This window comes from Caproicibacter fermentans (assembly GCF_014303955.1).
Lineage (GTDB): Bacteria > Bacillota > Clostridia > Oscillospirales > Acutalibacteraceae > Caproicibacter > Caproicibacter fermentans.
Map to the genome: position 1 here is coordinate 2,432,747 of NZ_CP060286.1, position 14,366 is coordinate 2,447,112.

Below are 14,366 nucleotides of genomic sequence, written 5' to 3' on the forward strand. Positions count from 1 at the left end.
ATTCATCCCCCTTAGCCCCATCTCTTGCTTTCCAGCTTGCGCGCGGTCAGGAAAACAAAAACCGCCACAACGCTGAGAAAGAACACGATACTGGAAAGATTGAAAATTCCCTTGGTAAACGGCTGGTACCTTGTGTCAAAAGAAATCCAGGAAAGCAGGTTGGAAAAGAATGTGTTCGTAACCAGGCCGCTCATCTGGTTGATGACCAGGAGCAGGATCGAAACGCCGAACGTCGCGATTGCCGCGACGATCTGGCTCTGTGTCAGGGAAGAAATAAAAACCCCGATGGAAACCATGGCCGCGCCGTACAGAAGCGAACCGAGCACGGTTCCGAACACGGTTCCCCACCCCAGGGAGGAGGAGAAGAACGAGATGATCACAACCGGAATCAGGCTCAGGCCCATCGTGATGGCAAAGACGAGAAACGCCGCCAGAAATTTGCCGAACACAATGGCGCCGACCCCGACCGGAGCGGTCAGAAGCCCCTGGTCCGTATGGTTTTTCATTTCGTCGCTGAAGCTGCGCATCGTAAGGATCGGCAGGAACATCATGCTCCAGATGAACATGGTGCCGTAAACCTCCGGCACATAGGAGGATGAGCCGATTCGGATCACCTGATAGAAATAATAACCGAACAGAAGCAGGACGACCCCTACGAAAACATAGCCGATGGGGGATAGAAAATAGGATTTCAGTTCCTTTTTTGCAATCGCGTTCACTGTGCGTCCCCGCCTTTCGTCAGATTATCCTGCAAATAGGCCGAACCGGTCAGACGGAGGAACACGTCTTCCAGCGACAGGTCCGAGCTTGTCATGGAAAGAACCGGCCAGTTCCGTTTCGACGCGAGCGAGAACAGCGGCCTGCGCAGATCTTCGCCTTCCGCAACCGAGATTTCGTATTCCCACACGCCCGGTTCCTTTTCGCCGAAGTTCTGCACGCCCTGCACAAATCTCATGCCGCGCAGCGCCTTTTCGACTTCCTCCGCGGCGCCTTCCATCCGCACCGAAAGATGGTGTTCCGCAGACATGCTGTGTTCCAGCTCGAACGGGGTTCCGTCCGCCACCAGACTGCCCCGGTTGACAACCAGAATGCGGTCCGCGACCGCCTGAATCTCCGGCAGGATATGAGAGCTTAAAATGACGGTATGATTTTTTCCGAGACCTTTAATCAGGTTTCTGACCTCGATGATCTGCTTGGGGTCGAGGCCGACGGTCGGCTCGTCCAGTATTAAGACAGGAGGGTTCCCAACGAGAGCCTGGGCAAGACCGACGCGCTGCCGGTAACCTTTCGACAGGTTGCCGATCAGCCGGCGGCTGACATCCAGTATTTTTACCAGAGCGCAGATTTCGCGGAGGTGCTTTTCGCGCGGCAGCGTCACTTTCTTCAGTTCATAGACAAAGTTCAGGTATTCCTTTACTGTCATGTCCATGTAAAGCGGAGGCAGCTCCGGCAGGTAGCCGATCATGCGCTTCGCCTCGTTCGGCTGGTCCAGCGTGTCGAATCCGCCGACCTTGACGGAACCGGAACTGGCGGAAAGATACCCGGTGATGATATTCATGGTTGTCGACTTTCCGGCGCCGTTCGGTCCCAGAAAGCCGATGATGGTATTCTCCCCGACGGTAAAACTGATGTTGTTCAGGGCAATGTTCTCCCCGTACCGTTTCGTGAGGTTTTTAACCTCAATCATTTTTGTCCCTCCTAGTATCATATCAAGCGTACTGTTTCATTCTAACAATATCAAATTAGAAAAATGTAAACATTTTTTAAATTATTCCGAATTATTTTATAAACATTCCGACTTTGACATCAAATCCGCGTTCCGGTATAATGAAACCATCCGTAAGGCCGGTTCGCGCCCGCTCCTCCCGGGGCCGGCCGACGCTCCCCGCGCCGGGGCGCTTCCCTGTTTTTAAACCGCACCAAAATAAAAGGAGAATCGAGAAATTATGGCTGAAATCAAACCCTTTCGCGCGCTTCGTTTCACGGACAAAGCGGGAGACATCCCGTCCCTGACCTGCCCCCCCTACGACATCATCAGCGAGGAGGAACGCCGGGCGCTGCTTCTGGAAAACCCCTGCAACGTCATCCGGCTCGAACTGCCGAGGGAAGGGGAAAATCCCTACGCCGAAGCGGGACAGACCCTGAAAAACTGGCTTGACGGCGGTATTCTTCGCAGGGACACCGACCCGGGGCTGTACCTTTACGAAGAGGAATTCACGGCATACGGGCAGACGAAAAAGGTAAAAGGATTGATCTGCCTTGTGAAGCTGGAGGAATTTTCGAAAGGAGTCATCCTTCCGCACGAGGAAACCCTCTCCAAGGCGAAAGAGGACCGTTTTCGCCTGATGAACGCGACCGGCTGCAATTTCAGCCAGATTTACTCGCTTTACAACGACGAGAGCCACATTACCCGCGGCCGGATCGACGCGCTTTCCTCCGGGGAGCCGCGCTATGAGTTCCGCGACGGCAGCGGTGTGACCCACCGGATGTGGCTGGTCAACGACCCCGTCGCCATCCGGGCAATCGGCGAGGATTTCGAAAGCCGCAGGCTCTATATTGCGGACGGGCACCACCGCTATGAAACCGCGCTGAACTACCGCAACAGCCTGCGCGAGCAGGGAAAAGCGACGGGCGGGGAAGACTACGTGATGATGATGCTGGTCGACATGGAAAACGACGGGCTGGTTGTGTTCCCGACTCACCGCATGGTCCGCGGCCTGCCGGAATTCAGCGGCGAAAAGCTGATGAAAGCCTGTGAATCCTATTTTGAAGTCACCGTACATTCGGCGGTCGGTGAAATCTCAGCGAATCTTGACGCGCTGTACCGGCAGGGGAGAAAGGCTTTTGCCTGCTACTGCGGCGGGGAAGAGTGGACTCTGCTGGTTCTGAAGGACGAAGCCGTCATGGCGCAGCTGCTGCCGGAGAAAAGCGAAGCGTACCGCGGACTGGACGTTTCCGTGCTTCATTCGCTGATTTTGGAGCGCCTGCTCGGCATCGACCGGGAAAACATGGCAAACCAGAAGAATCTGGTCTACACCCGCTCGATGGAGGAAGCGATCGCTTCCGTGCAAACCGGGGAAAGCCAGTGCGCGTTCCTTTTAAACCCGACCCGCGTGCAGGAAATCCGCGACGTTGCCGCGGCGGGGGAAAAGATGCCGCAGAAATCCACCTATTTTTACCCGAAGCTGATCACCGGCCTGGTCATGAATCAAATCGACTGAAAAAAGCGGCGGGTTCCCGTCCGTGCTTTCAAATCACACTGTTTACTATTTGAAAGCATACCAATACAATCAGGATCACGATCGTCGGAATTCTGACTTTTCGATTGACAAACGGAACCATTCTGTCGTGTTTTGTTTTCATATAAACCGCTATCACGGCATAAATGGCCGTAAATCCTAAAAAAGGAATCGCGACGTACAGCAGCATGGCCAGGGACCACGGCTCGCCTTTGAAAAACAGAAAGAGCCCGCTGATCACAGACGAACACAAACCGACAAACGGCTGAAAAGACGCATAGTACGTGATCGACCGAATCAGGTCATTGTCCTGCGTCTTTTTTTCTTTCAAAGGATCCATCTGTTTTCCTCCTTAAAAAGCGAACCCGACCGGCTGGCCCGTCAAAGCGTACGGCGGGAAATTTTCAACCGTTGCGGAAAAAAATGTTGAAAACTTTTTCAAACCGCATGAAAAGACGAGGAGAAACTATCCCCGTCTTTTTTTCTTATCGCCTATCCTAAAACTATTTGTAATAAATAGACTAATAGTAACAAATAGTATTACAATTTTTTTTCCCTGACGAGCCGGGCCGCTTTTAAAATAAGGACCTGTGTTTTCGCGTCCACGATTTCGCCGGTCATGACCATTTGTTCCGCCTGCTCCAGCGAAATCTTCTCGACCTCCAGAAACTCGCCCTCGTCCAGGTCAAGCTCCCCGCAGGATTCCACGCGGCAGGCGTAAAGAAAGATGATTTCGTTCGTATAACCGGGGGACGGGTAGAGCCTGCCCAGGTCGAGGTAATTCTTTCCGGTTGTTCCGGTCTCCTCGCGCTGTTCGCGCTTCGCGGCTTCAAACGGATCTTCTCCCTCTTCCAATTTGCCGGCCGGGGCCTCCAGCACAACTTCATGGTACGGGTACCGGTACTGGCGGACGAACAGCATTTCGTTCCGCTCCGTCAGGACCGCGACGCTGACGCCGCCCCGGTGGTCGACGCATTCCCGCTTGACGATCCGCCCGTCGATCAGCTCCGCCTGATCAACGTGTAAATCCAGAATTTTACCGCGGTAAAGATAGTTTTGTTCCAGTGTTTTTTCCGTCAGTTTCATGTTGTACCAGCTTTACAAATAGTATTTTTTTATAGTAATATAACTGAATATGACCAAAGGAATCGAATTTTCGCGCTGAGCCCATTTTTCTTTGGGGCGAATTTCCAGTCAATTCCAAAATAATGTTGATATTTTTAAAGAACATCACACAATACAATTTGTAATATTAAGAGTTATTTTGCCGAATAGGCATAGGAGTAATTTTTCTCGTAATCATACAGCTCGCGGTAAAGCTGCGCCGCGCGGCTGCGGTAAAAGTCCATTTCCTGAGAAGCCGCGTTGACCTCCGCCATGCTGCCGCCGCCGGAAAGAGCGTCGCTTACAATCTTTTTCAGCTTGGTGTCCTTCTCGTTTTGCCATTTTTCCTGCTCCGCCTTCAGCTCGGCGGGCTTTCCGCTTGAATCCGAGCTCATTTTCTGTGACAGCTCACTCCACGCGTGATCGATCTCTTTCTGCCACAGCCCGGCGTATTTTTGAGAAACGCTGACCATATCGACGGTGGACACGGCCTGATCGGACTCTTTGATATAGGCCTTGTCAACCGGATTTTCAGAGAACTTCTGATTAAATTTCTCGTTATCCGTCGTAATCGTCAGCACGCGGCCCGGTTCGGAGTCCGCGGGCGGTTCCCCCGGATCGGACGAGCCGCCGTCGGAGGACGGATCATCCTGAGAGGACGCCGGCTGCGACGACAGCGATTGGGAAGACGAGGATTCCGACGACGCGGCGGGCGATTGGTGTATCAGCGAACACCCCGGCAACAAAAGGGTCAGGGCCAACGCCGCCGCGAAAATGGTTGCGGGAAAGTTCTTTTTCATCTGGCGGTTCCTCCTTTTACACTTCCTGTTCCGGTTCGCCTTCCGTCCCGGCGTCCGCGCCGTCCGCCCCTTCGTCCGCGCTTCCGTCGTCGACGGCTTCTTCCGCTTCCTCCTCATCGTCGTGAGCGGTGCAGGCCACCGTGACAACGCGGCTGTCTTCGGTCAGGCGCATCAGCAGCACGCCCTTGCTCGGGCGGCGGCATTGACGGATGGAACTCGCCAGAATCCGGATGATGATTCCGCCGGAGGAAATCAAAATTACATCGTCGTCCAGCCCGACCGCCTGAATGGCGGCAACGCTGCCGTAGCGCTCCGTGTGGTAATTCATCAGCCCCTTGCCGCCGCGGAACTGCGAGCGGTAGTCGCTTTCCGGCGACAGACGGCCGAATCCGGTTTCGGAAACGGTCAGCACCAGCGTGCCCGGAACCAGAACCACCATACCGACAACACAGTCGCCCTCGGCAAGCGAAATCGCCTTCACGCCGCGGGTCGCGCGGCCCATGGCGCGGGCGTCCTGTTCGTTGAACCGGATCGCCATGCCCTGTCTGGTCGCGACCAGAAGGTCGTCCTTTCCGCTTGTCATGCGCACCCACGAAAGCTCGTCGCCCTCGTCCAGATCGATCGCGATGACACCGCCCTTGCGCGCGGTGTCGTAGGCGGAGAGTGCCGTGCGCTTGACGATACCGTTTTTCGTCACCATGACAAGATAGCTTTCCTCGTCGAATTCCGGCACGCGGATCATGGAGGTGACCTTTTCCTCCTGCGCGATCGGCAGCAGGTTCGCGATATTGATTCCCTTGGACGTGCGCGCCCCTTCCGGAATCTCGTAGCATTTCAGTCGGTAGACGCGGCCCAGGTTTGTAAAGAACATGACATAATCGTGCGAGCCAATGACAAACATGTCGGTCGCGACATCCTCCTCGCGCCGGGTCATGCCGCTTACGCCGCGGCCGCCGCGCCGCTGCGTGCGGTACGTATCCGTTTTCTGGCGTTTGACGTAACCGAAACTGGTCATGGTCAGCATGCATTCTTCCACCGGAATCAGGTCTTCAATATCGACCTCTCCGGTAACGGCGGCGATTTCCGTGCGGCGTTCGTCGCCGAATTTGTCGCGCACGGCGACGGCCTCCGCCCTGATGATGGCGAGCACGCGCTCCTCATGCGCCAAAATATCCTCGTAATCCGCGATTTTGACCATCAGCGCGGCAAGCTCGTCCTCCAGCTTCTGGCGTTCCAGACCGGTCAGGCGGCCGAGCGGCATCTGCACAATGGCCTGCGTCTGCACTTCGTCCAGACCAAAGCGTTCGCTCAGGCGGGAACGGGCCTCCGGAATGGATTTTGAGGAACGGATGATGCGGACCACCTCGTCGATATTGTCGACCGCGATTTTCAGCCCTTCCAGAATATGGGCGCGCTCCCGCGCCTTTTTCAGGTCGTACTCCGTGCGGCGGCGGACAACGTCCTCCTGAAATTTCAGGTATTCCAGCAGAATTTCGCGCAGCGTCAGTGTTTTCGGTTCGCCGTTGACGATGGCGAGCATGTTCACGCCGAACGTCGTCTGCATCTGCGTGTAGGTGTACAGCTGGTTTAATACGATCTGCGGGGAAGCGTCGCGCTTGACGTTGATGACGATGTGCATCCCCTCGCGGTCGGAGTGGTCCTCGATATTGGAAATGCCCTCGATCCGCTTTTCCTTGACCAGATCCGCGATCGATTCGATCAGCCGCGCCTTATTGACCTGATAGGGGAGTTCCGTCACGATGATGTTGAACCGCCCGTTCTTTTCTTCTTCAATTTCCGCGCGGGCGCGGACGATGACCCTGCCGCGCCCCGTGCCGTAGGCCGCGCGGATTCCGCTGCGGCCCATGATGATGCCGCCGGTCGGGAAATCCGGGCCCTGAATGCTCTGCATCAGGTCCTCCAGAGTGGCGTCGCGGTTGTCGATCAGGGTGCAGACGCCGTCGATGACCTCACGCATATTATGCGGCGGAATATTGGTCGCCATGCCGACGGCGATGCCCGTCGAGCCGTTGACCAGAAGGTTCGGAAAATGGCTTGGCAGAACGACCGGCTCTTTCAGACGGTCGTCGTAGTTCGGCTGGAAATCGACGGTTTCCTTGTCGATATCCTGCAGCATTTCAAGCGCGATCTTGCTCATGCGCGCTTCCGTGTAACGGTAGGCGGCCGGCGGGTCCCCGTCCACGGAACCGAAGTTTCCGTGACCGTCGACCAGCATGTACCGCATGGAAAAATTCTGAGCCAGACGCACCAGCGCGTCATAGACCGAAGCGTCGCCGTGCGGATGGTAGCTGCCCAGAACGGAGCCGACGGTGTCGGCGCATTTGCGGTAGGCCTTGTCCGGCATCAGGCCGTTTTGAAACATGGTGTAAAGAATTCTTCTGTGGACCGGCTTGAGTCCGTCGCGCACATCCGGCAGCGCGCGCGAAACAATGACGGACATGGAGTAATCGAGGAATGATTTTTTCATTTCCTTTTCAAGGTCCACGCTGATAATTCTGCTGTTTTCTTCTATTTCATCCATTTCAGGGGCACCCTCCTGCAGTTTTGTTGCGTCCGGCACGCGCGCGTTGCGGCGCGTTCACCGCCTGTTATGATTTCGGCATCTTTTTGGGTTTGGTTCCCGCGACGATCATCGCCTGAACGTCCGGCAGATTCCGGGGTTTGATGCAGCGCGTGGGGATAATCACCATCTTCTGGGCGATCTTGCGTTTCGGATCATCCTTTTCCGCCACATAAAGCACAAGCATGTTTTCAATCTGAGCAAATTCCGCAGTCCCGTCCATCGGGATCTCCCACCGTTTGATTCCGCGGCCAACCTGGATATGATCCGGATAAACCGCCATCCGGACGGTATGCCCGTCCGCGCTGCTGCGGGCCCTCGCCTTATTGTTCTGGTACGGAAACACGCCCAGAACAATGATCAAAGTCGCGCAGGACGCCGCGTAAAAATAGAACAGACTGCGGTATGTAGCGATGCCCACTGCCAGAAAGGCAACCGCCAGCACCGCGAGAGCGGCCAGCACGAGAACAGACGTTTTTCTGTTCATATGCAGATAGCTCGACCGCTTCAGGCATTCATAAATTTCCTCTTCCCTCAGGGAATAGGAAAGCTCAATGCCGGTCTGCTGCTCCTCGTATTCTTCGCCGTCGGGCGGGACCAGCTTCGATTCCTCGGGCCCCGTACCCGGACAGTCCGCCTCGTCCTGCTCCGGAGGTTTGGAATTCGCAGTTTTTGAATTGCTCATCTCGTTTTAACTCCTTTGATCGTTTCGTTTCGGCGTTTTCGCCTCTATCATACAGGATTTCCGTGAAATAACCAATCGAATTTTGCGGCATCCGCCGTTTTCGCGCTCCGCTTTTTTCTTTTTCACTGCGAACTTAAACGTCCAGATTCTGAACGTATTTCGCGTTCTGCTCAATAAATTCCCGGCGCGGCTCCACCTTGTCGCCCATCAGAACGGTGAACGCCTCGTCGGCCGCCGCCGCGTCCTCGACTTCCACGCGCAGCATCATCCGGGTTTCCGGATTCATGGTGGTTTCCCATAGCTGCTCGGGGTCCATCTCGCCAAGGCCCTTGTACCGCTGAATTTCATAACCGGAAACAAAGTCCTGCATCAGCCTGTCGCGTTCCTTGTCGGTGTAGGCGTAATAGTGTTTTTTGGACTTGGTCAGCCGGTAAAGGGGAGGCTGCGCGAGGTAAACATGCCCCTCTTCCACAAGCGGCTTCATAAAGCGGAAGAAAAAGGTCAAAAGCAGCGTGCGGATATGCGAGCCGTCGACGTCGGCATCCGCCATGATGATGATTTTGCCGTAGCGCAGCTTATTCAAATCGAATTCTTCGCCGATTCCGCAGCCGAGCGCGGTGACGACCGGCATCAGCTTTTCGTTGCCGTAAACCTTGTCGAGCCTTGCCTTTTCCACGTTCAGCATCTTGCCCCAGAGCGGCAGAATCGCCTGGTAGCGGCGGTCGCGCCCGCCTTTTGCGGAGCCGCCGGCCGAATCGCCCTCGACGATATAGATCTCGGTTTCCTCGGAGTTCCGGCTCTGGCAGTCCGCCAGCTTTCCGGGTAACGAGGCGTTTTCCAGCGCCGATTTTCTGCGGACCATGTCGCGCGCTTTCCGCGCCGCCTCCCTTGCGTGGGAAGCCGCCATCGCCTTGTCGAAAATTGCGCGGGAGACCGCCGGGTTTTCTTCCAGATAAACCGAAAGCTTTTCGGAAATCATGGAATTGACCAGGGTGCCGATTTCGGTATTGCCGAGCCTCGCCTTGGTCTGGCCCTCAAACTGGGCCTCCCGCAGCTTGACGCTGATGATGACGGTCAGGCCCTCGCGGAAATCGTCGCCGGAAAGGTTTTTGTCGCTTTCCTTCAGAATGTTGAATTTCCGCCCGTAATCGTTCATCACGCGGGTCAGCGCGCGGCGGAACCCGTCCTCATGCGTGCCGCCGTCGGTCGTGTGGATGTCGTTCGCGAACGACAGCATCAGCTCGTTGTAAGAGTCGTTGTACTGCATGGCGACCTCCGCCGTGGCGGAATCGTCCGGCGCGACCCCCGAAAAATAGATGACGTCCGGATGAATGACCTCAACGGCTTTCTTTTTGTTGATGTACTCAACAAAGCTTTTAATGCCGCCCTCAAAGCGGAAATCGTCCAGCCGGTGTGTTTCCGGGTCCCTTCCGTCCTCCAGAAGAATCCGGACGCCCGCGTTCAGAAACGCCTGCTCGCGCAGCCGCGTCTGCAGCGTTTCGTAATCGTAAGATGTGGTCTCCTTAAAAATTTCAGGGTCCGCCTGAAAGCGCACGCGCGTACCGGTGCGTTCGGTCTCTCCGCGCTGTTCCAGCCCGGTTACCGGCTTGCCGCGCTCAAAACGCTGAAAATAGACGACGCCGTCTTTGAAAACCTCGACCTCCAGCCACTGGGAAAGCGCGTTGACCACGCTTGCGCCCACGCCGTGCAGGCCGCCGGAAACCTTGTATCCGCCGCCGCCGAATTTTCCGCCCGCGTGCAGCATGGTGTAAACGACCGTGACTGTCGGGATTCCCACCTGGTGGTGGATTCCGACCGGAATTCCTCGCCCGTTGTCGGTGACGCGGATAATATCGCCCGGTTCGAGCGCGACCTCGATTTTATCGCAGCAGCCGGCAAGGGCCTCGTCGATCGCGTTGTCCACAATCTCATACACCAGGTGGTGCAGCCCGCGCGGACCGGTGGAACCGATGTACATGCCGGGGCGCTTCCGAACGGCTTCAAGTCCTTCCAGAACCTGTATTTCACTTTCGTCGTATTCGCTGTTCGTCTGTGTGACATTGCCAAACTCCAAGTTGAACCCTCCAGTATCGATACAAATCGTATCATCTTTGTTAAAGACCGCTTTGAGCGTATCATCTTTTGCCAATCAAAACCCGTGTAGGGGAACGGGGCGGGAAGCCCCGGAGCAGGAATAAATTTATGAATTTTTCCCGTTCCCGGCGGAATCGGAGCGCGCCGGTCTTTCCGGAAAAAAACGAACGGTGTAGGGAACCAGCAGCCTGACCGCCGCGACCCCGAGAACGGTCGCCGCCAGAAGATAGGTCAGGTTCATGGACGGAATTTTCAGAAGAGACAAATTCAACCCGACCAGCAGCAGGGTGGAAACGGCGTATAAAATCATCCGGCGGGCGCCGCCCCCGACGCAGAACGGCTTTTCGCAGTGCGGGCAGGTTCCCGTTTTTTTGTTCTGTGACCTTCTGACCTCGGAATAGAGAAATCTAGCCCCGCAGTAGGGGCAAAGGGGAAGCTTCGGCATTCCGTTTTCCTCTTTCTCAACGCCTGCGGGCCGCGGGACCCGTTCCCGGTCCGGGGCCGCGCCTGGTTCCGTTCTGCGGGCGGCCGCCGGGCGGCGCTCTTCTTTTCCTGACGGCGGGTTTTTTCAGCCTGACCAGAAAAACGGAAATCAGGTAGAAAAGCAGAAACGGCAGCAGAACGAGAAGAAGAAGCCAAATGTCAAGAGAAAGAAAACCAAGAAATCCCACTGCAAAAAATACGGCGCTGACCAGAATGGCTAAAAACGCGAACAGGTAAATCAGGCGGTCCATCACGATGTTGGAAATCCCGCCGCATTTGGGGCAGAGGTACTCCCCCTGAGTTTTCAGCGCCCAGGTATTCGCAAGGCCGATTTTATTCCCGCAGAAAGGGCAGCGCGGTTTTCTGAATTTTTTCATAAGCACTCCCCTGTCACAGTCTGTTGGTTTCATTCTTCAGGCCCGCGCGCTTAAGCAGGGTCGAGGATGAAATCTGCGTGATGTAAACCGTCGTTTTTTCTCCGCTTTTGCATAGGACGAAGGATTTCGGCATCTCCATCGAAACGTTCACGATGCAGCCGGATTTCTGCGCCGCGGCGAGGGTGTCGCGAGTCGTCTGGGAAATCGTCGACGTTTCCATGTCGAATATTCCGATAATGTCCTTCATGAGAACCACGGTGTCCTGGCCTAGGTGAAGATACATGGTTTCTTCCTTTTCTCCGCGCGCTTTTGAAGAAAAATCCGCCGTTTCCGCGCGGGGAAACGGCCGGTTACGCCGGCGGCACAGCGGAGAGCGCTCCGTCTTCCATCCGGAACAGGGCGCCGCTTTTCATCTGCCGGGCCGCGCCCGGTTCGCAGCAGGAGAGAAAAACCTGAAACTCCGTCAGATGGTTCAAAAGGTAATCCTGTCTTCGGGCGTCAAGCTCGCTCATCACGTCGTCGAGAAAAACAACGGGCTTTTCGCCGGTCATCCGGCTGAGCAGCTCCGCTTCCGCCAGTTTCAGGGCGAGTACGACGCTGCGCTTCTGTCCCTGGGAGGCGTAAGCCCGCGCGTTCAGTCCGCTGACGAAGATATCAACGTCGTCCCGGTGAGGTCCCGCGCCGGTATGCCCGCTTAAAACGTCTTCCCGCCTTTCCTCGGCGAGCGCGCGGCGAAGGTCTTCCGCGCTTTTTCGGTAAACGAAGGAAAGAGTTTCCCGGTTGGAGCTGATTCCGGCGTAGAAACCGGCCGCAGGCTCGCTGAGCGCTTTCAGGTACGCCGTCCTCTGACGGATCACCCGTTCGCCGAACTGGCTGAGCCGTTCATCCCAGATTTCAAGCGTATCCATCAGCTCCGCGTGGCGCGGAATATCCTTTAACAGCGCGTTGCGCTGGAAAAGCGTGCGGTTGTAGCCGGACAGGAGCGACGCGTAGCCGGGCTTCATCTGGCATAGGGCAGAGTCGACAAATTCTCTGCGCAGGGAAGGCCCCCCCCGGACCAGGGACAGATGCTCCGGCGAAAAAACCACCGCGCAGAATTTTCCGGTCAGGGCGGAACAGGCGCCTTTCGGAATCCCGTTGAGCTCCGCCGTCCGCCTTCCCTCCGCAACCGTGATTTTCGCGGTCTGGCCGCGGCCTTCGCTCCAGAAATCCATGCGGAGAGCGGCCGCCGTTTCCCCCTGAAGAACCAGCTCCGCGTCTTTTGCACCGCGGAACGACCGTTCCCCCGTGAAAAGCCACATCGCCTCCAGAAGATTGGTTTTTCCCTGGGCGTTCTGTCCGTAAATGACATTGACTCCGGCGCACGGTTCAAATTCACCGGCGCGCAGATTGCGGAAGTGATTCCAGGAAAGGCGCCGCACGTTCAACTGGAGCACACCTCGTAAACGGACCCGCCGGTCTGGGCGCGGTCGCCCGGTCTCATTTTTTTCCCGCGCATGGTGCAGATTTCGCCGTTGACCCGTACGTTGCCGTCCTGAATGGCGATTTTTGCCTGACCGCCGGTTTCAAACGCTCCGGCCAGCTTTAAAAGAGAGTCCAAGCGGATAAATTCCGTGTCGATCGATATCTTTTCTTCTTTCATCGGTTCATCCCTCATTCGCCGGAGCTTTTCAGCCGGACCGGCAGCACCAGAAACAAAAAGGCTTTTCCTTCGCACGGAAGCACGCGCATGGGACTGAGCGGCCCGTTCAGCTGAACGCGGACCTCGTCGCATTCCGTGTTGCGCAGCGCGTCGAGCAGAAAACGGTTGTTAAAGCCCATTTCCAGCGCGTTGCCGGTGATGCGGGCCTCCAGCTTATCGCTCGCGCGGCCGATTGCCGTCGAGCAGGAAACTTTGATTTCGCCGTCTCCGAAAACGCAGCGCACCGGGCTTTTTAACCGGTCGGTGATCAGAAGGGAAACGCGCTCGACGCTGCCGATAAAGCTTTGGGTCGAAACTTTGAGTTCGGTGGTGCAGTCGTTCGGAACCGCGGCGCGGTAGTCGAGAAATTCGCCCTCGAGCAGCCGGGAAATCACGGTGTAATTGTCGATGCTGAATAAAATGTGGCGCCTGCCGATCTGCAGTTCCACTTCGGTGTCGTCGTCGCCCAGCAGCTTTAAAACTTCGGCGAGGGTTTTTCCGGGTACGACGAAGCTGGTTTCCAGCTCGCAGCCGATCGGTTCTTCGCGGATGGCGAGGCGGTAGCCGTCGACGGAAACAAGGCGCAGGCAGTCCGGTTCCAGTTCGAATAAAGTTCCGGTGTGAATCGGCTTTGCGTCGGTGTCCGCGACGGCGAACAGCGTTTGCCGGATCATGCTGCGCAGGATTCCGCTCGGAATCTTCAGGGAGGATTCGCCGCCGACGGCGGGCAGCTCCGGGTATTCCTGCGCGGGGATTCCAACAATGGAATATTCGGCTTCGCCGCTCTGGATGGTTGTCATCTGTTTTTCGTCCGAGCTGACGGTGACGGTTGCCGCCGGCAGGCGGCGAACGATCTCTCCGAACAATTTTGCGCTGAGAACCACGCTTCCCTTTTCCTCGACTCTGCAGTCCAGGATGGTGGTGATGCCGAGTTCCAGGTCGTAACCGCAGAGCAGAACGGTTCCTTCGTCGGCGCGGATCAGAATTCCTTCGAGCGCTGGAACCGAGGATTTGGTGGAGACTGCGCGCTGGATATTCAACACGGCTTCGTTCAGCTTTTGCTTATCACAGGTTATTTTCATGACCTCACCGCTCATTTCCTAAATATGAATGGATAGAAATGGATTTTTTCAGTAACAGGAGTAGTATGTGCCGAAAAGTTGAAACTATAGAAAAATCTGCTTGTCCGCTGGGTTTTCGGTGTGTTTTTTTTCCGGATCGCGCTGTTGGAAAAATGTTAACATCCTGTATTTTTTTTTAGTATTTAACATGTTGTTGAAAACTCTGTGGGAAATGTTGAAAAGAAGTTTAAAATTTCGGGG

The 14,366-nt window shown here is 56.0% G+C and carries 15 protein-coding genes; 1 reads left to right on the forward strand and 14 read right to left on the reverse strand.

Annotated features, from left to right (window positions below; genetic code table 11):
- Window positions 1-11: 11 nt before the first annotated feature.
- Both HCR03_RS12035 and HCR03_RS12040 read right to left on the reverse strand, forming a co-directional pair.
- On the reverse strand, window positions 12-719 hold the full coding sequence (locus HCR03_RS12035; RefSeq protein WP_066645485.1) for an ABC transporter permease: 708 nt from the start codon (window positions 717-719) through the stop codon (window positions 12-14).
- Entirely contained in the window at window positions 716-1,687 is a 972-nt protein-coding gene (locus HCR03_RS12040) for an ABC transporter ATP-binding protein (RefSeq protein WP_066645483.1), read from the reverse strand. The genes HCR03_RS12035 and HCR03_RS12040 overlap by 4 nt, the downstream gene beginning before the upstream one ends.
- A 259-nt stretch (window positions 1,688-1,946) precedes the next feature.
- Here HCR03_RS12040 and HCR03_RS12045 point away from each other — a divergent pair, with 259 nt between their 5' ends.
- Complete coding sequence (locus HCR03_RS12045; RefSeq protein ID WP_187034405.1) at window positions 1,947-3,221, forward strand: DUF1015 domain-containing protein; 1,275 nt, start codon at window positions 1,947-1,949, stop codon at window positions 3,219-3,221.
- 28 nt (window positions 3,222-3,249) lie between these two features.
- Here HCR03_RS12045 and HCR03_RS12050 read toward each other — a convergent pair whose 3' ends face one another.
- The 12 genes from HCR03_RS12050 to dnaN all read right to left on the reverse strand — a co-directional run bounded on the left by HCR03_RS12050 (window position 3,250) and on the right by dnaN (window position 14,126).
- A complete protein-coding gene (locus tag HCR03_RS12050) occupies window positions 3,250-3,579 on the reverse strand; it encodes a hypothetical protein (protein WP_066645479.1) in 330 nt (109 codons plus the stop codon).
- Between the two features lie 200 nt (window positions 3,580-3,779).
- On the reverse strand, window positions 3,780-4,325 hold the full coding sequence (locus HCR03_RS12055; RefSeq protein WP_187034407.1) for an NUDIX hydrolase: 546 nt from the start codon (window positions 4,323-4,325) through the stop codon (window positions 3,780-3,782).
- A 173-nt stretch (window positions 4,326-4,498) separates the two neighbouring features.
- On the reverse strand, window positions 4,499-5,143 hold the full coding sequence (locus tag HCR03_RS12060) for a lysozyme inhibitor LprI family protein (protein ID WP_187034409.1): 645 nt from the start codon (window positions 5,141-5,143) through the stop codon (window positions 4,499-4,501).
- Window positions 5,144-5,159: 16 nt separating this feature from the next.
- Window positions 5,160-7,685, reverse strand: coding sequence for a DNA gyrase subunit A (gyrA, locus tag HCR03_RS12065; RefSeq protein WP_066645475.1), 2,526 nt, complete (start codon window positions 7,683-7,685; stop codon window positions 5,160-5,162).
- A gap of 67 nt (window positions 7,686-7,752) precedes the next feature.
- A complete protein-coding gene (locus HCR03_RS12070; protein ID WP_156990305.1) occupies window positions 7,753-8,409 on the reverse strand; it encodes a hypothetical protein in 657 nt (218 codons plus the stop codon).
- Between the two features lie 133 nt (window positions 8,410-8,542).
- Window positions 8,543-10,483: a DNA topoisomerase (ATP-hydrolyzing) subunit B gene (gene gyrB / locus HCR03_RS12075; RefSeq protein ID WP_156990304.1), complete on the reverse strand. Its 1,941-nt coding sequence runs from the start codon at window positions 10,481-10,483 to the stop codon at window positions 8,543-8,545.
- Window positions 10,484-10,609: 126 nt separating this feature from the next.
- The gene (locus HCR03_RS12080; protein ID WP_066645471.1) at window positions 10,610-10,948 is read right to left on the reverse strand and encodes a hypothetical protein; all 339 of its coding nucleotides are present in this window, start codon (window positions 10,946-10,948) and stop codon (window positions 10,610-10,612) included.
- Between the two features lie 16 nt (window positions 10,949-10,964).
- Window positions 10,965-11,363: a TFIIB-type zinc ribbon-containing protein gene (locus tag HCR03_RS12085; RefSeq protein WP_066645469.1), complete on the reverse strand. Its 399-nt coding sequence runs from the start codon at window positions 11,361-11,363 to the stop codon at window positions 10,965-10,967.
- A gap of 13 nt (window positions 11,364-11,376) precedes the next feature.
- Entirely contained in the window at window positions 11,377-11,646 is a 270-nt protein-coding gene (gene remB, locus HCR03_RS12090; RefSeq protein ID WP_066645467.1) for an extracellular matrix regulator RemB, read from the reverse strand.
- 67 nt (window positions 11,647-11,713) lie between these two features.
- Window positions 11,714-12,784, reverse strand: a complete 1,071-nt coding sequence (recF, locus tag HCR03_RS12095; protein WP_228725207.1) for a DNA replication/repair protein RecF — start codon at window positions 12,782-12,784, stop codon at window positions 11,714-11,716.
- A 2-nt stretch (window positions 12,785-12,786) separates the two neighbouring features.
- Window positions 12,787-13,005: an RNA-binding S4 domain-containing protein gene (locus HCR03_RS12100; RefSeq protein ID WP_066645463.1), complete on the reverse strand. Its 219-nt coding sequence runs from the start codon at window positions 13,003-13,005 to the stop codon at window positions 12,787-12,789.
- A gap of 11 nt (window positions 13,006-13,016) precedes the next feature.
- Window positions 13,017-14,126, reverse strand: a complete 1,110-nt coding sequence (gene dnaN / locus HCR03_RS12105) for a DNA polymerase III subunit beta (RefSeq protein WP_066645461.1) — start codon at window positions 14,124-14,126, stop codon at window positions 13,017-13,019.
- Window positions 14,127-14,366: the final 240 nt, after the last annotated feature.

Excerpts from the sequence above, each read along its gene's own strand:
- HCR03_RS12040 (WP_066645483.1), bottom strand. The coding sequence starts at position 1,687 with ATGATTGAGGTTAAAAACCTCACGAAACGGTACGGGGAGAACATTGCC.
- HCR03_RS12045 (WP_187034405.1), top strand. The coding sequence starts at position 1,947 with ATGGCTGAAATCAAACCCTTTCGCGCGCTTCGTTTCACGGACAAAGCG.
- HCR03_RS12050 (WP_066645479.1), bottom strand. The coding sequence starts at position 3,579 with ATGGATCCTTTGAAAGAAAAAAAGACGCAGGACAATGACCTGATTCGG.
- HCR03_RS12055 (WP_187034407.1), bottom strand. The coding sequence starts at position 4,325 with ATGAAACTGACGGAAAAAACACTGGAACAAAACTATCTTTACCGCGGT.
- HCR03_RS12060 (WP_187034409.1), bottom strand. The coding sequence starts at position 5,143 with ATGAAAAAGAACTTTCCCGCAACCATTTTCGCGGCGGCGTTGGCCCTG.
- gyrA (WP_066645475.1), bottom strand. The coding sequence starts at position 7,685 with ATGGATGAAATAGAAGAAAACAGCAGAATTATCAGCGTGGACCTTGAA.
- HCR03_RS12070 (WP_156990305.1), bottom strand. The coding sequence starts at position 8,409 with ATGAGCAATTCAAAAACTGCGAATTCCAAACCTCCGGAGCAGGACGAG.
- HCR03_RS12080 (WP_066645471.1), bottom strand. The coding sequence starts at position 10,948 with ATGCCGAAGCTTCCCCTTTGCCCCTACTGCGGGGCTAGATTTCTCTAT.
- HCR03_RS12085 (WP_066645469.1), bottom strand. The coding sequence starts at position 11,363 with ATGAAAAAATTCAGAAAACCGCGCTGCCCTTTCTGCGGGAATAAAATC.
- remB (WP_066645467.1), bottom strand. The coding sequence starts at position 11,646 with ATGTATCTTCACCTAGGCCAGGACACCGTGGTTCTCATGAAGGACATT.
- HCR03_RS12100 (WP_066645463.1), bottom strand. The coding sequence starts at position 13,005 with ATGAAAGAAGAAAAGATATCGATCGACACGGAATTTATCCGCTTGGAC.
- dnaN (WP_066645461.1), bottom strand. The coding sequence starts at position 14,126 with ATGAAAATAACCTGTGATAAGCAAAAGCTGAACGAAGCCGTGTTGAAT.